The organism is Neobacillus cucumis (assembly GCF_023715505.1).
The window spans coordinates 140,753-162,458 of the sequence record NZ_JAMBOH010000005.1 but is presented as its reverse complement, the minus strand read 5'-3'; the positions used below and the strand labels follow the sequence as shown (position 1 = coordinate 162,458).

Sequence of the window (21,706 nt, the reverse complement as noted above, 5' to 3'; positions counted from 1 at the left end):
TTTCACTTAACATTAATATTGGAGGGGATAGTGGCATGATGCTTGAAAAGACAACGCGAATGAATTATCTATATGATTTCTACTATTCGCTGTTAACTCCAAAGCAACAAAGCTATATGTCTCTCTATTATTTAGATGATTACTCTCTGGGAGAGATTGCTGAAGAGTATGACGTCAGCAGACAAGCTGTTTATGATAATATAAAACGGACAGAAGCAATGCTCGAGGAGTATGAGGAAAAGCTGTTACTACTTCAGAAATTTCAAAAGCGTACGAGACTTATCAGGGACATGAAAGAATTGCTTGTTGAGGAGTATCCAACAAAAACAGCTTTGTTAAAAACAATTGCTGAGCTTGAGAAATTAGATTAGGAGGCGGCATAAATGGCATTTGAAGGATTAGCCGACCGACTGCAAAATACAATCCAAAAAATCCGCGGAAAAGGGAAAGTCACTGAAGCGGACGTCAAAGAAATGATGCGTGAAGTGCGTCTTGCTCTACTAGAAGCAGACGTTAACTTCAAGGTAGTCAAAGACTTTGTGAAAAAAGTCAGTGAGCGGGCTGTAGGACAAGAGGTTCTCAAGAGTTTAACTCCGGGGCAGCAGATCGTTAAAATCGTTAACGAGGAACTAACTGAGTTAATGGGGGGCGAACAAAGCAAGATTGCCGCTTCTAATCGTCCGCCGACGGTTATTATGATGGTTGGTCTGCAAGGTGCCGGTAAAACAACGACAACGGGAAAGCTGTCACTGCTACTTCGTAAAAAGTATAACCGTAATCCTTTGCTTGTCGCAGCTGATATTTATCGTCCTGCGGCGATCAAGCAGCTTCAAACCCTGGGTAAACAATTGGATATGCCCGTGTTCTCGCTGGGGGATCAGGTGAGCCCTGTCGAGATTGCCAAGCAAGCTATTGCAAAAGCTAAAGAAGAACATCATGACTATGTTTTGATTGATACCGCCGGACGTCTCCACGTGGATGAGGCTTTAATGGACGAGCTTAAGGATATTAAAGAATTAACGAAACCGGACGAAATCTTCCTTGTTGTCGATGCGATGACCGGACAGGATGCAGTCAATGTAGCACAAAGCTTTAATGAACAGCTTGGCTTAACAGGTGTAGTTCTAACGAAACTTGATGGCGATACCCGAGGCGGGGCAGCCCTTTCTATTCGTGCCGTTACGCAGACACCGATTAAATTTGTCGGTCTTGGTGAAAAAATGGATGCATTGGAGCCGTTTCATCCTGAACGAATGGCTTCGAGAATTCTGGGGATGGGCGATGTTCTGACGCTCATTGAAAAGGCACAAGCCAATGTGGACGAACAAAAGGCAAAAGAGTTAGAGCAAAAAATGCGGACGGCATCGTTTACGCTAGAGGACTTTTTAGATCAGCTTGGTCAAGTTCGAAACTTAGGACCACTGGATGAATTGTTAAAGATGATGCCAGGCGCTAATAAAATCAAGGGCTTGAATAATATTCAAATCGATGAAAAGCAAATTGCCCATGTAGAAGCGATTATCCAATCGATGACTAAGCTTGAGAAAAATAATCCGGAAATTCTAAATTCCAGCCGTAAGAAGAGAATTTCCAAAGGAAGCGGACGTCCAGTAACCGAAATTAACCGTCTATTAAAGCAGTTCGAAGACATGAAGAAGATGATGAAGCAAATGTCCGGAATGCAGATGAAAGGCAAGAAAAAGGGTGGATTTAAGTTTCCTTTTAAGTTTTAAGTTGAGAAAAATTGGTAATAATGGTTGTAAAGAAAAAACACTTTACAAACTATAAAAGAATTGATATTATACTATCTTGTGTGAAACTATTCGGAGGTGCTTATTTAAAATGGCAGTAAAAATTCGTTTAAAGCGTATGGGAGCTAAAAAAACTCCTTTCTATCGTATTGTAGTAGCAGATTCTCGTTCACCACGTGACGGACGTTACATTGAAATCGTTGGAACATACAATCCAGTTACAGAACCAGCTAAAGTTGACATCAACGAAGAATTAGCTCTTAAATGGTTAAAAGACGGTGCGAAGCCATCTGATACAGTTCGTAACCTTTTCTCAAGCCAAGGCATCATGGAGAAATTCCATAATGCAAAATTAAACAAGTAATTGTTTGAACGATTATGAAACAATTAATCGAAACGATTGTTAAGCCTCTTGTTGATTTTCCCGAAGATGTTCATGTGGATGTCTTAGAGGATGAAAACCGTGTTACTTATCAGTTAACCGTAAATAAGACGGATATGGGAAAAGTAATCGGTAAACAGGGACGCGTTGCAAAGGCCATTAGAACTGTTGTTTATGCAGCAGGATCATCACAACAAAAGAAAATTTTTCTAGAAATTGGTGAATAGCTTTTTGCATCTAGATAAAAGGGAGGGAGTCATTCCTCCCTTTTTTGCTACTCGAAAAGCGGAAGCGCGTTGTCCAGGGGCGCTGAAGCTGGACAATTCTCAAAGTTCATATAGAGCAAAGGCAGGCGGTCTTTATGCAGCTGATTCAAACTGTTGTGGTGAAGCAAGTATTAACGGAGAAAAGCAAGGAACAGCTTTACGAAAAGTTCCAAGGAAGAATGCTGCAATTAAAAAAGGAAAGCGATCAACTTTTATTTGAACAAAAGCGATTGGAAAAAACAAAAAACTTTTCCTCTGAGGCACTAAAGAAAAAATTTGAAACAGAAATTAGAATGCGCAAAGAAAAAATGAAGCTTCTTGAGTTTCAAATGGAACAATTACATAACCTACCACTAGGCAGTGAAATCCAGGAAAGCGAAGTTCAGGCCCTCGTAGAAGTAAATGTTGGAGACCAATGGGACGATAGCGTTGGACGATCTACCATCATTATCGAGGACGGAAAAATTAAGGAAATAAGATAGAAGGTGATGTTAGATGGAAAAATGGTTTAATGTAGGAAAAATCGTCAATACACAGGGTATTAAAGGCGAGGTGCGAGTGGTATCTAAAACAGATTTCCCCGAAAAACGTTACAAAGTCGGAAATGTCCTCTTTTTATTTATGCCAAACTCGAAAAAACCGATTGAACTAACGGTAAAAAGCCACCGGACCCATAAGAATTTCGAGTTACTTACATTTGAGGGATACAACAATATTAATGATGTAGAGAAATTCAAAGAGGGGATTTTAAAAGTACCTGAATCACAACTCGGTGAATTAGAAGAAGACGAATTCTATTATCATGAAATAATCGGCTGCCTGGTTGCGACTACCAAGGGAGAGGAAATCGGTAAAGTAACGGAAATTCTTTCGCCTGGAGCAAATGACGTTTGGGTTGTTAAAGGAAAAGGCGGCAAAGAAATCCTAATCCCTTATATTCAAGATGTAGTAAAGAAAGTAGATGTAAAAGAACAAGTCATCATTATTGATCCAATGGAAGGGTTACTTTCATGATGCAGATCGATATCCTGACATTATTTCCAGAAATGTTTTCTGGAGTCTTCGGCCATTCTATTTTACAAAAAGCCGCAGAGAAATCTGCGGTTCAGTATAATGTCGTAAACTTCCGTGAATTTGCAGACAACAAACACTCCACTGTGGATGATTATCCATACGGCGGCGGGGCCGGTATGGTTCTTAAGCCGCAGCCGATTTTTGACGCTGTAGCATCTCTTAGAGAACACGCAGATAGTAAAAATCCAAGAATTATCTTGCTTTGTCCGCAAGGAGAACGCTACGAGCAGCGAAAAGCAGAGGAGTTAGCTAAAGAAGAGCATTTGATCTTTATTTGTGGTCATTATGAGGGATATGATGAAAGGATCAGGGAACATGTTGTAACAGATGAAATATCGATTGGCGATTATGTTTTAACTGGTGGTGAACTAGGCGCAATGGTAGTAGTAGATAGTGTTGTACGTCTGCTGCCAGAAGTATTAGGGAATGAAGAGTCTCATCAGAAAGATTCTTTTAGTACAGGATTATTAGAACATCCCCACTATACGAGACCAGCGGATTTCCGGGGATTAAAGGTTCCTGATGTCCTGGTGTCAGGTAATCATAAACTAATCGAAGAATGGCGGAATAAAGAGGCGTTACGCCGGACGCTTTTAAGAAGACCTGATTTATTAGATAAAATTGAACTGACAGCTGAACAGGAAAAATGGCTAAAAGAAGTAAAAAAAGATTACGAGTAATATTGCAGGCTCGTTATTATTATGTTATGATACTTCTTGTGACTCAGAACTGATGGTTTTTCAGATTGTGGTCTTATAACGATGTTCCGCTGCAAGGTAATCGAAAGTAGATTTGTAAGAGCATCTGTTGGAAGGAGTTGAAAACGATGCAACAATTAATTAAAGAAATCACACAAGAACAACTTCGTACTGATCTTCCTAGCTTCCGTCCTGGTGACACTGTACGTGTACACGTAAAGGTTGTCGAGGGTACTCGTGAGCGTATTCAGTTATTTGAAGGTGTAGTGATTAAGCGTCGTGGTGGTGGAATTAGCGAAACTTTCACAGTTCGTAAAGTTTCTTACGGAGTAGGCGTTGAGCGTACTTTCCCAGTACACACACCAAAAATTGCGAAGCTTGAAGTAATTCGCCGCGGTAAAGTTCGCCGTGCTAAGCTTTACTACTTGCGTAACCTTCGTGGTAAAAAAGCTAGAATTAAAGAGATTCGATAATATGAAAAAAGAAAAAGGGCTTGCTCTGCAGGCTCTTTTTTTATACATAACATTAAAATTAATGGTAAATGTGAATGGCATTATTTTGCTGAACTTTAACCAAAATATTAAAGTTTGGTTAAAAAAATCATCCCATCGTGTTAAATAAGTTTAACTTATGTAAAATAGGCTTTATAAAACATTTTTAATAGTGAATGGTGGGGAATGTATGACTAAAAAGAAAAATGAGCTATGGGAATGGACAAAAGCGTTATTGATTGCAGTAGCATTAGCTGCTGTCATTCGATATTTTCTTTTTGCTCCTATTGTAGTGGACGGGCTGTCCATGATGCCGACTTTAAAAGACCAAGACAGGATGATTGTTAATAAATTTAGTTACAACATCGGAGAGCCAAAGCGTTTTGATATCATCGTTTTTCACGCCCCGGAAGGGAAGGATTACATAAAACGTGTAATTGGTCTCCCGGGTGATACGCTTGAGTATAAGGATGATGTTTTATATATAAATGGAAAAGCGTATAAAGAGCCATATTTGGATGAATATAAGAAACAAGTAGAAGATGGTCCACTTACAGGTTCATTCACACTAGAAGAAAAAATTGGCCGTAAAACAGTTCCAAAAGGTGAATTGTTTGTGATGGGGGATAACCGCCGCTTTAGTAAGGATTCAAGACATATCGGAACCGTTCCGATGAGTAAAGTCATCGGTAAAACGAGTGTTGTCTATTGGCCTTTAAAGGATGCTCACATTGTTACGGTAAATGGAGAATAGTTTAAGCTTTTAAAAGGAGGTGGCACTTTGACGATCCAATGGTTTCCTGGCCATATGGCCAAGGCTCGCAGAGAGGTCACGGAAAAGTTAAAGCTGGTTGATATTATTTTTGAATTGGTGGATGCGAGAATTCCATATTCCTCAAGGAATCCGATGATAGATGAAATTATCCAGCATAAACCAAGACTAGTCTTGTTAAATAAAGCGGATATGGCCGATAAAGAAGTGACAAGAGAATGGATTGCTTACTTTGCTGAAAAGGGAATAAAAGCTCTAGCAATCAATTCTCAAGCAGGCGAAGGAATGAAGAATATTGTCCAAGCTTCAAACGAAATTCTAAAAGAAAAGTTTGATCGGTTAAAGGCAAGAGGTGTAAAACCACGAGCCATCCGCGCCATGATTGTAGGAATTCCAAATGCAGGCAAGTCTACACTTATTAATCGTTTGGCAAAGAAAAACATTGCAAAAACGGGAAATACTCCTGGTGTAACCAAGTCGCAGCAATGGATAAAAGTAGGGAAAGAATTGGAACTGCTCGATACACCCGGAATCTTATGGCCTAAATTTGAGGACCAAGAAGTTGGGATGAAACTGGCGATCACAGGGGCAATCAAGGATACTTTATTAAATCTGCAGGACCTGACCGTGTATTCGCTGCGCTTTTTAGATAAGGCCTATCCAGAACGATTAAAGGAACGCTACAAGCTAACGGAGATACCTGAGGATGTTGTAGCATTATTCGACCATATTGGAACGCTAAGGGGCTGTTTAATGGGCGGAGGTATGGTTGACTACGATAAAGTAGCTGAGTTAGTAATAAAGGAAATGCGCTCGGAAAAATTCGGTCCGCTCTCTTTTGAGCGCCCAAAGGATGTACCAGCATCTCTGAAAAATAACTCATAAAATTAGCTCTCCTTGCGGAGGGCTTGATTTTTTTATTTTTAATTTAAAGACAAGGTGACTACATATGAAGAAACTTTCAATTGCCAAAATAGAAGAAAAACTCGCTGCTATTTTAGAAGAAAATGATTCTTTTATTGTTGAACTTCAAACCGATGAGCGAAAAGGTGTTCAGCAATGCTTGGCCAAGTGGAAAAAACAAAAGGAGCAAGAAAAACTCCTTCGAGAAAAGTTTATTGAGATGAATTATTTTGAACGAAAAGTCCGTGCACAAGGCTTTAATCTCATAGCCGGTGTAGACGAAGTTGGCAGAGGTCCGCTCGCAGGACCGGTTACAGCGGCTGCCGTTATTTTACCTGAGGATTTTTTCCTAGCGGGGATTGATGATTCAAAAAAATTAACTGAAAAAAAACGGCTGGAATTTGCTGCCATTATTAGACAAGAAGCACTAGCCTATAATGTGGCGATGATTCATGCCGATGAAATTGATGAAATTAATATTTATGAAGCCACTAAAAAAGCAATGAAAGCAGCAATTGTCTCCCTTGATCCAAAGCCTGATTTTTTATTGATTGATGCAATGAAGCTTGACACCCCGTATCCTACAGAATCCATCATCAAGGGTGACGCAAAAAGCATCTCGATTGCAGCAGCGTCTATCGTTGCAAAGGTGGAAAGAGATGAGTACATGAAGGAGCTAGCGATTAACTACCCTGTCTATGGTTTTCAGCAAAACATGGGATATGGAACCAAAGAGCACCTTCAAGCGATCAAAATGCACGGCATAACACCTTACCATCGAAAAAGTTTTGCCCCTGTTAAGGACTATACCAACATAATAATGTGAAAGTTAAAACAGGTCTTTTCCTGTTTTTTTATTATTGTAAGAAAAAATAAAAAGGTCTGAAAACCCAATGAAATCGCTTTCTATCCTATTTACTTTTCTGAATATTTTAAAGACGAATATAATTTTAGTATTTAAAGGTAGACAAGGTTTCCATCATTATATAAAATGAAAACGGAGTCAATTTTTTGAAGAGTTTGATAGGAGGATGGGAAATGAATATCCATGAGTATCAAGGGAAAGAGATCCTCAAGCAATTCGGGGTAACTGTTCCAAACGGAAAAGTGGCATTCACGGTTGAAGAAGCGGTAGAAGCTGCTAAAGAACTAGGAACACAAGTATGTGTAGTAAAAGCGCAAATCCATGCAGGCGGACGGGGAAAAGCTGGTGGTGTAAAAGTTGCGAAAAACCTTGAAGAGGTTCGTACATATGCAAGTGAAATTCTAGGCAAAACCCTGGTTACCCACCAAACTGGTCCTGAGGGTAAAGAAGTAAAACGCCTCCTAATTGAAGAAGGCTGCGACATTAAAAAAGAATACTATGTTGGTTTAGTATTAGACCGTGCGACTTCACGTGTTGTTTTAATGGCATCTGAAGAAGGCGGTACGGAAATAGAAGAAGTAGCGGCTAAAACGCCTGAGAAAATTTTTAAAGAAGAAATCGACCCTGCTATTGGCTTGCAGCCATTCCAAGCACGTCGCATTGCCTTTAATATTAATATTCCAAATGAGTTAGTGAATCAAGCGGTTAAATTCATGATGGGCTTATATAATGCTTATATTGAAAAAGATTGTTCAATTGCCGAAATTAACCCATTGGTGGTAACTGGTGACGGTCAGGTTATTGCATTAGATGCAAAACTAAACTTTGACTCAAATGCACTATACCGTCAAAAAGATGTATTGGCATATCGTGACCTAGAAGAAGAAGATGCCAAAGAAATTGAAGCATCTAAATATGATTTAAGCTATATTGCCTTAGATGGAAATATCGGCTGTATGGTAAATGGTGCGGGCCTTGCGATGGCTACGATGGATATCGTTAAACATTATGGCGGTGATCCGGCTAACTTCCTTGATGTTGGGGGCGGCGCCACAGCTGAAAAAGTTACAGAAGCATTCAAAATTATCCTTTCAGATCCAAATGTAAAAGGTATTTTTGTTAATATCTTTGGTGGAATCATGAAGTGTGATGTCATTGCTGAGGGTGTTGTGGAAGCAGCTAAGCAGGTTGGACTATCTGTTCCGCTTGTAGTTCGTTTAGAAGGAACAAATGTTGACTTAGGTAAGAAAATTCTTGCTGAGTCAAGCGTTGAAATTATTGCTGCTGAATCCATGGCTGACGGTGCACAAAAAATCGTTTCATTAGTTAAATAGGATCGAAAGAAAGGGGAATTCACGTGAGCGTTTTTATTAATAAAGATACAAAAGTTATTGTTCAAGGAATCACTGGCGGAACCGCCCGTTTCCATACGAAGCAAATGCTTGAATACGGTACGAAAATTGTCGGCGGAACTTCACCAGGTAAGGCCGGTCAGGAAGTTGAAGGAGTACCTGTTTTTAATACAGTTAGAGATGCTGTTGCATCGACAGGCGCAAATGCTTCTGTAATCTACGTTCCTGCTCCATTTGCAGCCGACTCTATTATTGAAGCGGTTGATGCAGAACTAGATCTAGTTATTTGTATTACTGAACATATTCCAGTATTAGACATGGTAAAAGTCAAGCGTTACATGGAAGGCAAAAAGACTCGTTTAGTAGGTCCAAACTGCCCTGGTGTAATTACGGCAGATGAATGTAAAATTGGGATTATGCCTGGATATATTCATACAAAAGGCCATGTGGGCGTTGTTTCCCGTTCTGGAACCTTAACCTATGAGGCAGTTCATCAATTAACACAAGCAGGTATCGGTCAAACGACCGCGGTCGGAATCGGCGGAGACCCGGTAAACGGAACAAACTTCATTGATGTATTAAAAGCATTTAATGAAGATCCTGAAACATATGCTGTTATCATGATTGGTGAAATTGGCGGTACAGCTGAGGAAGAAGCGGCTGAATGGGTGAAAGCTAATATGACCAAGCCTGTTGTCGGCTTCATAGGTGGTCGTACTGCACCTCCAGGAAAAAGAATGGGACACGCAGGTGCCATCATTTCCGGTGGAAAAGGTACAGCTGATGAAAAGATTCGCATCATGAACGAATGCGGAATTAAAGTAGCTGATACTCCTGCCGTTATGGGCGAAACTTTAATCGAAGTATTAAAAGAACAGGGTCTTTACGAAAAGTGTAAAACACACTAGAAAAGCGGAAGACGCCCGTTTATCGGCGATATAGGGAGACTAGCCGATTGGCAAGCAAAGCGCAGCCAGAGACTTTAGTTGAACTTAATGCGTATAGAAAGTGGTAGCTTTCTGTAGCCTAGCATAAGACGAGCCGGCGAGAAGGTTGTTCTTTAATCTTTTTGATGGATTAGCTGTAGACCAAAGAGCCTATGGCGTCTGGAGCTATACACTAATAATTTATACAACTAAGTATTAACAGGTAGTCCCTCAAATTTTGAGGGACTATTTATCATAAGATTAATAAAATGGAGGTTTTTTAAATTATGGATCTGTTTAAAGAAAAATTTATTCATTTACTGCACTACCCCGAGATTTCCTGGAACACCGTCTATCAAATACTGAAAAAAGACCCCTCACTTCAGTCAATATACCAAGCATCAAAATCTAGCATTCCTCCTAATCCAACTCTACCGAATACTCGCCAAATATCTTCATCATTAACCTATCCTACTATTCCAACTGAAATGATTCATGAACAAATCCGTCAATATAAGACCAATGATATTGCTGTCATAACGATTTTTGATAAAGAGTATCCCCAATCTTTAAAAGAAATATATCAACCTCCATGGGCCTTGTATGCAAAAGGGGACTTATCTCTTTTAGAAAAAGAACCAAAGCTTGCTGTTGTTGGTTCCCGACAAGCCACACTATACGGCAAAAATGCAATCCGACACATCTTTCCTGAGTTAATAAATCATGATATCCTGATTGTCAGCGGCCTAGCAATGGGGATTGATGCCCTTGCCCATGAAGAGACAATAAAATTGGGAGGAAGGACGATTGCGGTTATTGCCGGAGGTTTATATCATATCTATCCAAAAGAAAATATTCCCCTCGCTGTTAATATGATGCAAAAGCAGCTGGTCCTCTCTGAATATCCCCCTGATACCAAGCCGCTTAGGTGGCACTTTCCAGCCCGCAATCGAATTATTAGCGGATTATCCGCCGGAACGTTTATTATAGAAGCAAAGCGGAAAAGTGGGTCGCTGATTACCGCTAATTATGCCGTTCATGAAGGACGAGACGTATTTTCATTGCCGGGCAGCATTTTTAGTCCCTGCTCTGGAGGTACGAATGAATTAATCCAGCAAGGTGCAAAACTAGTTACAAGTGCAAAGGACATCTTGGAAGAATTAAAATATATGCCCCATATCGATTAAGAAAATCTACTCTTTTAGCAGGTATTTTTGAATTAATGGAGAAATTACCTAAAAAAGGTTGCAAAAATATCTAATATGTTATACATTTTCCAACAGATGTTAAAATACTTACTAAAGCATCAATTATAAAAAAATGAATAGAATAAAAAAATCAAAATACTATGTTAATTATCATATAGGTTAAAAATCTTGGGATAAGGCAGTTTTGTAAAGTATTTTCTCCGGTTAAATGTGTTAAAACTGGAATTTAGGAAAACTTCTCAAATAGTAAGCAACTTAGAATGAGGCTTTTGCCGTATTCAAGGCGCTTTTACACTTTCCCTCTTAAGGAGGATATAGAATGGCAGCAGAATTTCTAGTAATTGTTGAATCGCCTGCAAAAGCGAAAACAATAGAACGCTATTTAGGAAATAAGTATAAAGTAAAAGCTTCTATGGGGCATATACGAGATTTGCCGCGCAGTCAAATGGGAGTAAACGTGGAAAATAGTTTTGAACCAAAATATATTACCATTCGTGGGAAGGGCCCTGTATTAAAGGAATTAAAAACAGCGGCCAAAAAGGCTAAGAAAGTCTATCTCGCGGCTGACCCGGATCGTGAAGGGGAAGCAATAGCCTGGCATTTAGCTCATAGTTTGGATGTCGATATCCATTCGGACTGCCGTGTGGTTTTTAATGAGATTACCAAGGATGCTATTAAGGAATCCTTTAAACATCCGCGCCCGATTAATATGGACCTTGTGGATGCTCAGCAAGCCCGAAGGATTTTAGACCGGTTAGTCGGCTACAACATCAGCCCGCTGTTTTGGAAAAAAGTGAAAAAAGGGTTAAGTGCAGGTCGAGTTCAATCTGTGGCTGTCCGCTTAATTATCGACCGTGAAAAAGAAATCAAAGATTTTACCCCTGAAGAATATTGGACCATTGAAGGCGAGTTTTTAAAGGGAAAGGATCAATTTAGCGGGGCTTTCTTTTCCTTAGTAGGACAAGAAAAAAGTGAATTAAAGTCTGAAGCTGATGTTCAAGAAGTATTGAAGCAAATGAAGGATAACAAATTTAAGGTAGTCTCTGTGACTAAAAAGGAACGCCGCAGAAATCCGGCTCCGCCTTTTATTACTTCATCCCTTCAGCAAGAAGCAGCAAGAAAGTTGAATTTCCGTGCCAAGAAAACAATGATGTTAGCCCAGCAGCTATATGAAGGGATTGAGCTTGGCAAGGAAGGTACGGTGGGTCTCATCACATATATGAGAACCGACTCCACTCGGATTTCAGAGGTAGCTCAAGGAGAGGCTGCTAGCTATATCAAAGAAGAGTACGGAGAAGAGTATTTGAAAAGTGACCAAAGAAAAGAAAAAAAGCAAACAAATGCTCAGGATGCCCACGAAGCGATTCGGCCAACGAGTACAATAAGAGAACCTAACAGTTTAAAAGAATTTCTGTCCCGTGACCAGCTGCGATTATACAAGCTGATTTGGGAGCGGTTCCTTGCCAGTCAAATGGCTCAGGCCGTCATGGATACCATGAGCGTTGATCTGCAAAATGGCAATGTTATATTCCGGGCAACTGGCTCTAAGATTAAGTTTCCAGGCTTTATGAAAGTCTATGTAGAGGGCACCGATGACCAAGTGGATGGTCCAAATAAAATGCTTCCTGACCTTAAAGAAGGGGATGAAGTGTTTAAAAAGGATATCGATCCTAAACAGCATTTCACTCAGCCGCCGCCGCGTTATACGGAAGCAAGACTAGTAAAAACGCTTGAAGAGCTGGGGATTGGACGCCCGTCTACATTTGCACCAACTTTGGATACAATCCAAAAGCGGGGCTATGTGACATTGGATAATAAACGTTTTGTACCAACAGAACTAGGCGAAATTGTCCATGAACTAATGGTTGAGTTCTTTCCAGAGATTCTTGATGTTGAATTCACGGTCAAAATGGAGCAGGGTTTAGATAATGTTGAAGAAGGAAAGGTCAGCTGGGTTCAAGTTATTGATGAATTTTACCGTGATTTTGAAAAACATCTAGAAAAGGCAGAAAAAGAAATGCAGTCTGTCGAAATTAAAGATGAGCCGGCCGGTGAAGATTGTGAAAACTGTGGCAGCCCAATGGTATTCAAAATGGGACGATACGGAAAATTCATGGCGTGCAGTAATTTCCCTGACTGCCGGAATACTAAAGCAATAGTTAAAGAAATCGGTGTAACTTGTCCAACCTGTAAAGAGGGACAAATAATCGAACGGAAGAGTAAAAAGAGACGATTGTTTTATGGTTGTACCAATTATCCGAACTGTGAATTTATCTCATGGGATAAGCCGCTGCCAAGACCATGCCCGAAATGTGAAGGCATGCTGGTAGAAAAGAAATTAAAAAAGGGCGTTCAAGTTCAGTGTGTTACTTGCGATTATAAGGAAGAGCCGCAAAGCTAAGAGTGGGGTAACTCCCACTCTTTTATTGTGAAGTAAAAATATAAAACGACTTTAAAAATGTCCAGCTGCAACGCCTAGAGGCTCGAAGGTCTACAGCCAATCCGTCAAGAAGGCTATAGACTTCCGCCTCTGTTCAAGGTGCTTCCGCATTTCTAGTAAACAAAAAACTTTTTTGTTCTTGATTCGTATAGTACAATGCAAGATGGACTTATTCTGAGGGCAAGGTATATTTATAGTACTTTTTAATCCAAAATGGTTACTAGGATAAATTTTGAAAGGAAATTGAGGAGGTACTTAATTGAAAGATTTAACAATAAATGTGATTGGTGCTGGTTTAGCCGGGAGTGAAGCGGCATGGCAGATAGCTAAACGCGGTGTAAAAGTAAATCTTTATGAAATGCGCCCGGTAAAGCAGACACCTGCGCATCATACTGATAAATTTGCCGAATTAGTGTGCAGTAATTCGCTAAGGGCCAATACCTTAACAAATGCTGTCGGGGTATTAAAAGAAGAAATGCGAAAACTAGATTCGGTCATTATCGCTGCGGCTGATGCTTGTTCTGTTCCGGCAGGAGGAGCATTGGCGGTCGACCGTCACGAATTCGCAGCAAAAGTAACAGAGATGGTCAAAAACCATGAAAATGTAACGGTCATCAATGAAGAAGTGACAGAGATTCCTGGGGGTCCAACGGTAATCGCAACAGGACCGCTTACGAGTGAAGCACTATCCGGACAGCTACAGAGTTTGACAGGAGAAGACTATCTTTATTTTTATGATGCAGCAGCACCGATCCTTGAAAAAGAAAGCATTAATATGGACAAAGTTTATTTAAAATCAAGATATGATAAAGGTGAAGCAGCGTATTTGAATTGCCCGATGACAGAAGAGGAATTTAATACGTTCTATGAGGCCCTTATTTCTGCTGAAACTGCCCCTACAAAGGAATTTGAAAAAGAAGTCTTTTTTGAAGGCTGTATGCCAATCGAAGTAATGGCGGCTAGAGGGAAGAAAACGATGTTATTTGGTCCACTTAAACCTGTAGGTCTAGAAGATCCCAAAACAGGCAAGAGGCCATTTGCGGTAGTGCAGCTTCGTCAGGATGATGCTGCTGGTACACTTTTCAATATTGTTGGATTTCAGACACATTTAAAGTGGGGGGCGCAAAAGGAAGTTATTCGTCTAATCCCTGGTCTTGAAAATGCTGAGATTGTTCGATATGGAGTAATGCACCGAAACACATTTATAAATTCGCCTAAGGTTCTAAAGGCAACTTATCAATTCCGAAACCGAGAGGATTTATTTTTTGCGGGGCAAATGACGGGTGTTGAAGGGTATGTTGAATCTGCAGCAAGCGGCTTAATTGCCGGGATTAATGCAGCTCGGTTTGTAATGGGAGACGAGACAGTTGAGTTTCCTGCCGAAACAGCGATTGGCAGTATGGCACGTTATATCACAACTGCTAATCCTAATAATTTCCAGCCGATGAATGCGAATTTTGGTTTATTTCCGGAACTGCCAATGAAAATAAAAGGCAAGCAGGAAAGAAATCTACAGCACGCTAATCGTGCGCTAGAAACAATTCAGAACTTTGTGAAAGTTTTGTAAAATTTGTTGCAAGGGCTAAAGAAGTATGTTACGATTTATTAGCCCTTGTCAGTTTAAATGGTATGTTAATTGTGAATATTTTATTAAACATTTTTGCTGGGTGTTTACAAACAGTAAGCAATTCCGCAAAATGACAATTGAACCATTAATAACTTGATTTCAGTGATTTCGTTTTTCTCGTTAATAAGAGGGATTTGAGAACCCAAATATTACATACTGCTTGTCTTTTAAACAGAAATTACTCCAAGAGGAGGAAGTATTAAATGAATCAATTTCATGCGACTACTATATTTGCAATTCACCATAACGGCGAATGCTCCATGTCCGGTGACGGTCAGGTGACTTTTGGCAATGCAGTTGTGATGAAACACACTGCCAAGAAAGTAAGGAAGATATTTAATGGTAAGGTATTGGCGGGTTTCGCTGGTTCTGTTGCAGATGCGTTTACTCTTTTTGAATTGTTTGAAGGAAAGTTAGAGGAATATAACGGAAATCTTCAAAGAGCTGCAGTCGAGCTTGCTAAAGAATGGAGAAACGATAAGATGCTCCGCAAGTTGGAAGCGATGTTAATTGTTATGAATCGTGAAAGCTTGTTACTAGTATCCGGAACTGGTGAAGTCATTGAACCTGACGACGGGATTCTCGCGATTGGCTCAGGAGGAAATTATGCTTTGGCCGCTGGCCGTTCATTAAAGAAATATGCAGGAGAAAATTTATCTGCAAAAGAAATTGCAAAGGCTTCTTTAGAAATAGCTGCGGAAATATGTGTATATACCAACCACAACATTATCGTTGAAGAGCTGTAACGGGAAGGAGACGAAAAAAATGGTAAAAACAACGGATTTAACTCCCCGCCAAATAGTTGAAAGACTTGATCAATATATTATTGGACAAAAGGATGCAAAGAAAGCGGTTGCTGTGGCATTAAGAAACCGTTATAGAAGAGGTCTTTTAAATGATAAGTTTCGTGAAGAAATCATTCCAAAAAACATCTTGATGATAGGTCCAACAGGGGTAGGTAAAACCGAAATTGCCAGAAGGATGGCAAAACTTGTCGGTGCTCCGTTTATTAAGGTGGAAGCGACTAAATTTACAGAAGTGGGCTATGTTGGCCGCGATGTAGAATCAATGGTTCGCGACCTTGCTGAAACCTCTGTTCGTTTAGTGAAAGAGGAGCGAATGCAAAGTGTGAAGGAACGAGCTGAAGAAAATGCAAACAGCAGGCTTGTTGATTTGCTTGTTCCATCCTCTAAAAAAGCAACGAACTATAAAAATCCACTTGAAATGTTATTCGGTGGAGGAAATTCTACTTCAGAACCGGACACACAGCAGGATGATTTTTCTGTCCAGGAAAAACGGAAGATTGTCAAAGAAAAGCTTGCCCTCGGACAATTAGAAGATGAAATCGTAACTGTAGAAGTAGAAGAGCAAGCACCTTCAATGTTCGATATGCTCCAGGGTTCAGGGATTGAACAAATGGGCATGAATATGCAGGATGCCCTTAGCAGTTTTATGCCGAAAAAGCGCAAGAAGAGAAAACTAACTGTTCATGAAGCAAGAAAGGTATTAACAAATGAAGAAGCTGCAAAGCTGATTGATATGGATGAAGTCTCATCAGAGGCAATCTACCGCGCAGAACAAACAGGCATTATCTTTATTGATGAAATTGACAAAATTGCGAGTAAAAATTCCGGCGGATCATCGGCTGATGTCTCAAGGGAAGGGGTTCAACGCGATATCCTGCCAGTGGTTGAGGGTTCCACAGTGGTGACAAAATACGGCTCGATTAAAACCGACCATATATTGTTTATTGCCGCTGGTGCTTTCCATATTGCGAAACCTTCTGACCTAATTCCGGAGCTTCAAGGACGTTTTCCAATTCGTGTAGAACTTACAAAATTAACAGTGGAAGACTTCTTTAGGATTTTGATTGAACCAGATAATGCCTTAATTAAACAATATCAAGCATTATTGGAAACAGAAGGTATACAAATTGAATTTTCTGACGATGCTATTCGTAGAATCGCTGAAGTAGCATTCGAAGTGAATCAAAATACCGATAATATTGGGGCTAGACGTCTTCATACGATACTTGAAAAGCTGTTAGAGGATTTATCCTTTGAAGCTCCTGATATCACAATGGAGAAAATTACTATTACGCCGCAGTATGTGGATGATAAGCTTGGTGCTATTTCGAAGAATAAAGATCTAAGCCAATTCATTCTATAGGAATGTTGCTATTTGAATTTTTCAGGAGATGCCATTCTTAAATAATACTCATACATGAAATGTTTTACACAAAATTTAATAATGGTTGTAGCTACTAGGAGGAAGAAACAGATGGATTTACTTACAAAAACTAGACGTATTAATGTTTTACTACAGAAGGCAGCAGGCAAGCCTGTTAATTTTAAAGAAATGTCGGAAACGTTAAGTGAGACAATTGAGGCAAATGTATATATTGTAAGCCGCCGCGGGAAACTTTTAGGATTTTCTATTTATCAGCAAATCGAAAATGAACGTATTAAGAAAATGTTTGAGGATCGTCAATTTCCTGAGGAATACTCAAAAGGCTTGTTTAATATTCAAGAAACTTCTTCAAACCTTGATATTGAAAGCCAATATACCGCCTTTCCAGTTGAAAACAGAGACTTATTTAAAGAAGGTTTAACAACAATTGTTCCGATTATTGGCGGCGGGGAACGACTTGGTACATTAATTCTTGCAAGACTACAAGAAAAATTCCATGATGATGACTTAATTCTAGCTGAATATGGGGCAACAGTTGTAGGTATGGAGATTTTACGTGAAAAGTCTGAAGAAATTGAAGAAGAAGCAAGAAGTAAAGCTGTTGTTCAAATGGCAATTAGTTCATTGTCTTATAGTGAACTAGAAGCGATTGAACATATTTTTGAGGAGCTAAATGGCCATGAAGGCTTGTTGGTTGCTTCAAAAATTGCAGACCGGGTTGGAATTACACGTTCAGTAATTGTAAATGCACTAAGAAAACTTGAAAGTGCAGGGGTAATTGAATCGCGTTCACTAGGTATGAAAGGTACGTATATTAAGGTCCTAAATGACAAGTTTCTTGTGGAACTTGATAAATTAAGATCAAACTAAAAGTATCAATCCCCAGTTTGCAAGAATTGGGGATTTTTAATTTTTTAAAAGTAGTTCTTGATTGTTATATTTACTTATGCTATATTATTTCATGGTGTTAATACACACGCTAGTTGATTTAAATAGATGGTGCTGAATATATCAGTTTCTATTTAAAAATGAGACGAGCGGAGGAAAACAAACCACTAGGAGGAAAAAACACATGTCAGTTATTTCAATGAAACAATTGCTTGAAGCTGGTGTACATTTCGGACACCAAACTCGCCGTTGGAACCCTAAGATGAAGAAATATATCTTCACTGAGCGTAACGGTATCTACATCATCGATCTTCAAAAAACAGTTAAAAAGGTTGAAGAAGCTTATAACTGGGTAAAAGATCTTGCTGGTAACGGTGGAACTATTCTTTTTGTTGGTACAAAGAAACAAGCTCAAGATTCTGTTAAAGAAGAAGCAGCTCGTTCTGGTATGTATTATGTTAACCAACGTTGGTTAGGTGGTACATTAACAAACTTTGAAACAATTCAAAAGCGTATTGGCCGCTTAAAAGATATTGAAAGAATGTCAGAAGACGGTACTTTTGAAGTATTACCTAAGAAAGAAGTTGTTCAACTTAAGAAAGAACAAGAACGTCTTGAAAAATTCCTAGGCGGAATTAAAGACATGAAACAACTTCCTGATGCACTTTTCATCATCGACCCTCGTAAAGAGCGTATCGCAGTTGCAGAAGCTAAAAAGTTAAACATTCCTATCGTAGGTATTGTTGATACTAACTGTGATCCAGATGAAATCGATGTTGTTATCCCAGCTAACGATGATGCAATTCGTGCTGTTAAACTATTAACTGGTAAAATGGCGGATGCGATTCTTGAAGCGAAACAAGGCGAAGAAGTAGCACAAGAAGCTTAAGATAGTGACTTTATTAAAAAGGTGATAAGGGAGACCCTTTATCACCTTTTTTTAAGAAATGTTTATCTTTAGTTTGAATGGCTAAAGATAGGAAATAGTACATAGATTAAAAGGAGGAAATTTAAAATGGCAGTTACTGCACAAATGGTAAAAGAACTTCGTGAAAAAACAGGCGCAGGCATGATGGACTGTAAAAAAGCACTTACAGCAACAGATGGTGATATGGAAAAAGCAATCGATTTCTTACGTGAAAAAGGTATTGCTAAAGCTGCTAATAAAGCAGACCGTATTGCTGCTGAAGGTTTGACTTCAGTTGTAACAGAAGGAAACCAGGCTGTTATCCTTGAAGTTAACTCTGAAACAGATTTCGTTGCAAAAAATGAAGCATTCCAAGCTCTAGTACAAGAACTTGCTGCACACTTACTTAAAAACAAACCAGCTACTGTTGAAGAAGCATCTGCTCAAACAATGGAAAATGGAGCAACTGTTGCTGACCACATCAACGCTGCTATCGCAAAGATTGGAGAAAAGCTTTCACTTCGCCGTTTTGCGCTTCTTTCTAAGACTGACAACGATGCTTTTGGTGCTTACCTTCACATGGGCGGCCGTATCAGCGTTTTAACAGTGCTTGAAGGCACTACTGATGATAGTGCAGCAAAAGATGTTTCTATGCATATCGCTGCATTAAGACCAAAATTTGTATCTCGTGACCAAGTATCTGCAGAAGAAGTTGAGCATGAGCGTCAAGTTTTAACACAACAAGCACTAAACGAAGGCAAGCCAGAAAACATCGTGGCAAAAATGGTAGAAGGCCGTCTTGGCAAATACTTTGAAGATGTATGTCTTCTTGATCAAACTTTCGTTAAAAATCCTGATCAAAAAGTTCGCCAGTTTGTTGAGTCTAAAGGCGGAACTGTTCGTGAATTTGTACGTTACGAAGTAGGCGAAGGTATTGAAAAGAAAGAAGACAACTTCGCTGAAGAAGTTATGAACCAAGTAAATAAAAAATAAGTCAAATATTCTCTTGCTTAAAAACAAATGCTTTAAGGGAATGTTACTATTATAGTTTTTAAAAAGGGGACACGGTGTGTTCCCTATTTTTAAAGGGAATTATATAATAATATTTAGCTCCAGCGCCTAGGGGCGCGAGGTCACAAGCCAATCCGTCCAAAAGGTAAAGAACAGCCTTTTGGACGGCTCGTCTTGTGCTAGGCTACAAAAAGCTAACGCTTTATGTACGCATTAAGGGCGACTAAGCACTTATCAGTGCAAAATCGCCCTATATCGCCCCTATTCAAGGCGCTTGCGCTTTAAAATAATACATACGGAGGTTTATATGAGCGGTCCTAAGTACAAACGAGTGGTTTTAAAATTGAGTGGGGAAGCACTTGCTGGTGAGTCCAGTTTTGGAATTAAACCTTCTGTAATTAAATCTATTGCCGAACAGGTAAAGGAAGTAGCAGAACTAGGCGTCGAAGTTGCCGTTGTTGTTGGCGGAGGGAATATTTGGCGCGGTAAGATCGGCAGTGAGATGGGGATGGACAGAGCAACAGCAGATTATATGGGAATGCTTGCAACCGTGATGAATTCTTTGGCACTTCAGGATAGTTTAGAGCAATTAGGAATTCAATCACGTGTTCAAACATCCATTGAAATGCGTCAGGTTGCTGAACCATATATCAGACGCAAGGCGATGAGACACCTAGAAAAAAATAGGGTTGTAATCTTTGCAGCAGGTACAGGTAATCCTTACTTCTCAACAGATACAACTGCAGCATTAAGAGCAGCGGAGATTGATGCGGAAGTGATCTTAATGGCTAAAAATAATGTTGATGGAGTTTATTCTGCAGACCCTCGAATTGATCCTGCTGCCACTAAGTATGAAGATCTCACATTCTTGGATGTCATTAAGGAAGGCCTAGCAGTGATGGACTCAACTGCTTCTTCATTATGTATGGATAATGATATTCCATTGATTGTGTTCTCAATTATGGAACAAGGCAATATCAAAAAAGCCGTTATGGGTGAAAAAATCGGAACAATCGTTAGGGGGAAAAACTAATGCCAAAACAAGTCATTGCTTCAACAAAAGATCGTATGACAAAAGCTATTCAAGCTTATACTCGTGAGCTAGCGAGCATTCGTGCCGGCCGCGCAAGTGCATCCTTGTTAGATCGTATTACGATTGACTATTATGGGGCGCCAACTCCAGTGAATCAAATGGCGGGGATTACCACACCAGAAGCACGTTTACTAGTGATTCAGCCATATGACAAATCTATTCTTGGTGATATTGAAAAGGCTATCTTGAAATCTGATTTGGGTTTGAATCCGACGAATGATGGTACCGTTATTCGTATAGCGATTCCACAATTGACGGAAGAGCGACGGAAAGAACTTGTTAAGTTAGTAAAAAAAGAGTCAGAAGAAGCCAAAGTAGCGATCCGTAATATTCGTCGTGATGGAAACGATGATTTGAAAAAGCTCGAGAAAAATGGTGAAATTACAGAAGATGCGCTACGCGGCTATTCTGAGGATATCCAAAAGCTTACCGATGAGTTCATTCAAAAAATTGATCAAATCACAAAAGATAAAGAAAAAGAAATTTTAGAAGTGTAACCAGATGTCTAGCTCAGGGCGCCTAGCACCCCTAGTTCGTTTCGATTCTGTCAATGAAGTCAAAGAACAGCTTCACCTTCAGAACAAGATGCGTTTATCGGGGATAGCCAAGGTGCTTCCGCTTTTCTACCAAGACCCTCTTTATTAGGGGGTTTTTTCACTATTTTTGGTGTGGTTTGATTGTCCCTTAATATTTGCTGAACATTATTCTTAATTCCTGTTATTTTACATAGGTTAATATTAGAGATATCTTTTAGGTTTTTTGGTATGATAGTATCATCTAACTGAAAAATCCTTTTACATATTTGGATATATGAATCCATGATTTATTTTCGGAGGAAATGATTAATTAATTGAGGAGCAAT

General features: G+C 39.5%; 24 protein-coding genes. All 24 read left to right on the top strand.

Annotated features, from left to right (window positions below; all coding sequences use genetic code 11):
* Positions 1–38 precede the first annotated feature (38 nt).
* The 24 genes from M3226_RS09810 to frr all read left to right on the top strand — a co-directional run bounded on the left by M3226_RS09810 (position 39) and on the right by frr (position 21,341).
* Positions 39–371 (top strand): putative DNA-binding protein, encoded by a 333-nt coding sequence (locus tag M3226_RS09810; protein ID WP_251565132.1) that lies wholly within the window; start codon positions 39–41, stop codon positions 369–371.
* Between the two features lie 12 nt (positions 372–383).
* The gene (gene ffh / locus M3226_RS09805; protein WP_251564829.1) at positions 384–1,733 is read left to right on the top strand and encodes a signal recognition particle protein; all 1,350 of its coding nucleotides are present in this window, start codon (positions 384–386) and stop codon (positions 1,731–1,733) included.
* 109 nt (positions 1,734–1,842) lie between these two features.
* Entirely contained in the window at positions 1,843–2,115 is a 273-nt protein-coding gene (rpsP, locus tag M3226_RS09800) for a 30S ribosomal protein S16 (protein ID WP_251564827.1), read from the top strand.
* A 14-nt stretch (positions 2,116–2,129) separates the two neighbouring features.
* A complete protein-coding gene (locus M3226_RS09795; RefSeq protein ID WP_251564826.1) occupies positions 2,130–2,360 on the top strand; it encodes a KH domain-containing protein in 231 nt (76 codons plus the stop codon).
* A 134-nt stretch (positions 2,361–2,494) separates the two neighbouring features.
* On the top strand, positions 2,495–2,881 hold the full coding sequence (locus M3226_RS09790) for a YlqD family protein (RefSeq protein ID WP_251564824.1): 387 nt from the start codon (positions 2,495–2,497) through the stop codon (positions 2,879–2,881).
* Between the two features lie 13 nt (positions 2,882–2,894).
* Positions 2,895–3,413: a ribosome maturation factor RimM gene (gene rimM, locus M3226_RS09785; protein WP_251564823.1), complete on the top strand. Its 519-nt coding sequence runs from the start codon at positions 2,895–2,897 to the stop codon at positions 3,411–3,413.
* Positions 3,410–4,153 (top strand): tRNA (guanosine(37)-N1)-methyltransferase TrmD, encoded by a 744-nt coding sequence (trmD, locus tag M3226_RS09780; RefSeq protein ID WP_251564821.1) that lies wholly within the window; start codon positions 3,410–3,412, stop codon positions 4,151–4,153. The genes rimM and trmD overlap by 4 nt, the downstream gene beginning before the upstream one ends.
* A 146-nt stretch (positions 4,154–4,299) precedes the next feature.
* Entirely contained in the window at positions 4,300–4,644 is a 345-nt protein-coding gene (gene rplS / locus M3226_RS09775) for a 50S ribosomal protein L19 (protein ID WP_098528730.1), read from the top strand.
* Position 4,645: 1 nt separating this feature from the next.
* Positions 4,646–4,792 carry a hypothetical protein gene (locus tag M3226_RS09770; RefSeq protein WP_251564819.1) on the top strand — a complete coding sequence of 49 codons (147 nt, stop codon included), beginning with the start codon at positions 4,646–4,648 and terminating at the stop codon, positions 4,790–4,792.
* Between the two features lie 60 nt (positions 4,793–4,852).
* A complete protein-coding gene (gene lepB / locus M3226_RS09765) occupies positions 4,853–5,416 on the top strand; it encodes a signal peptidase I (protein WP_098528728.1) in 564 nt (187 codons plus the stop codon).
* Between the two features lie 27 nt (positions 5,417–5,443).
* Positions 5,444–6,319 (top strand): ribosome biogenesis GTPase YlqF, encoded by an 876-nt coding sequence (gene ylqF, locus M3226_RS09760; protein ID WP_251564818.1) that lies wholly within the window; start codon positions 5,444–5,446, stop codon positions 6,317–6,319.
* A 64-nt stretch (positions 6,320–6,383) separates the two neighbouring features.
* Positions 6,384–7,163, top strand: a complete 780-nt coding sequence (locus tag M3226_RS09755; protein WP_251564816.1) for a ribonuclease HII — start codon at positions 6,384–6,386, stop codon at positions 7,161–7,163.
* Between the two features lie 212 nt (positions 7,164–7,375).
* Entirely contained in the window at positions 7,376–8,536 is a 1,161-nt protein-coding gene (sucC, locus tag M3226_RS09750; RefSeq protein WP_251564814.1) for an ADP-forming succinate--CoA ligase subunit beta, read from the top strand.
* Positions 8,537–8,559: 23 nt separating this feature from the next.
* On the top strand, positions 8,560–9,462 hold the full coding sequence (gene sucD / locus M3226_RS09745; protein WP_251564812.1) for a succinate--CoA ligase subunit alpha: 903 nt from the start codon (positions 8,560–8,562) through the stop codon (positions 9,460–9,462).
* A 305-nt stretch (positions 9,463–9,767) separates the two neighbouring features.
* Positions 9,768–10,667, top strand: coding sequence for a DNA-processing protein DprA (dprA, locus tag M3226_RS09740; RefSeq protein ID WP_251564810.1), 900 nt, complete (start codon positions 9,768–9,770; stop codon positions 10,665–10,667).
* A 340-nt stretch (positions 10,668–11,007) separates the two neighbouring features.
* Entirely contained in the window at positions 11,008–13,089 is a 2,082-nt protein-coding gene (topA, locus tag M3226_RS09735) for a type I DNA topoisomerase (protein ID WP_251564808.1), read from the top strand.
* 298 nt (positions 13,090–13,387) lie between these two features.
* Positions 13,388–14,695 carry an FADH(2)-oxidizing methylenetetrahydrofolate--tRNA-(uracil(54)-C(5))-methyltransferase TrmFO gene (trmFO, locus tag M3226_RS09730; protein ID WP_251564807.1) on the top strand — a complete coding sequence of 436 codons (1,308 nt, stop codon included), beginning with the start codon at positions 13,388–13,390 and terminating at the stop codon, positions 14,693–14,695.
* A gap of 263 nt (positions 14,696–14,958) precedes the next feature.
* Positions 14,959–15,501, top strand: a complete 543-nt coding sequence (gene hslV / locus M3226_RS09725; protein WP_098528714.1) for an ATP-dependent protease subunit HslV — start codon at positions 14,959–14,961, stop codon at positions 15,499–15,501.
* Positions 15,502–15,520: 19 nt separating this feature from the next.
* On the top strand, positions 15,521–16,924 hold the full coding sequence (gene hslU, locus M3226_RS09720; RefSeq protein WP_251564805.1) for an HslU--HslV peptidase ATPase subunit: 1,404 nt from the start codon (positions 15,521–15,523) through the stop codon (positions 16,922–16,924).
* Positions 16,925–17,035: 111 nt separating this feature from the next.
* The gene (gene codY / locus M3226_RS09715) at positions 17,036–17,815 is read left to right on the top strand and encodes a GTP-sensing pleiotropic transcriptional regulator CodY (protein ID WP_098528710.1); all 780 of its coding nucleotides are present in this window, start codon (positions 17,036–17,038) and stop codon (positions 17,813–17,815) included.
* A gap of 202 nt (positions 17,816–18,017) precedes the next feature.
* A complete protein-coding gene (gene rpsB / locus M3226_RS09710; RefSeq protein ID WP_098528709.1) occupies positions 18,018–18,722 on the top strand; it encodes a 30S ribosomal protein S2 in 705 nt (234 codons plus the stop codon).
* A 126-nt stretch (positions 18,723–18,848) separates the two neighbouring features.
* Positions 18,849–19,733, top strand: a complete 885-nt coding sequence (tsf, locus tag M3226_RS09705) for a translation elongation factor Ts (protein ID WP_251564803.1) — start codon at positions 18,849–18,851, stop codon at positions 19,731–19,733.
* A gap of 325 nt (positions 19,734–20,058) precedes the next feature.
* Positions 20,059–20,784, top strand: a complete 726-nt coding sequence (gene pyrH, locus M3226_RS09700; protein WP_098528706.1) for a UMP kinase — start codon at positions 20,059–20,061, stop codon at positions 20,782–20,784.
* Entirely contained in the window at positions 20,784–21,341 is a 558-nt protein-coding gene (gene frr, locus M3226_RS09695; protein ID WP_251564802.1) for a ribosome recycling factor, read from the top strand. Before pyrH ends, frr begins: the two co-directional genes overlap by 1 nt.
* Positions 21,342–21,706 lie beyond the last annotated feature (365 nt).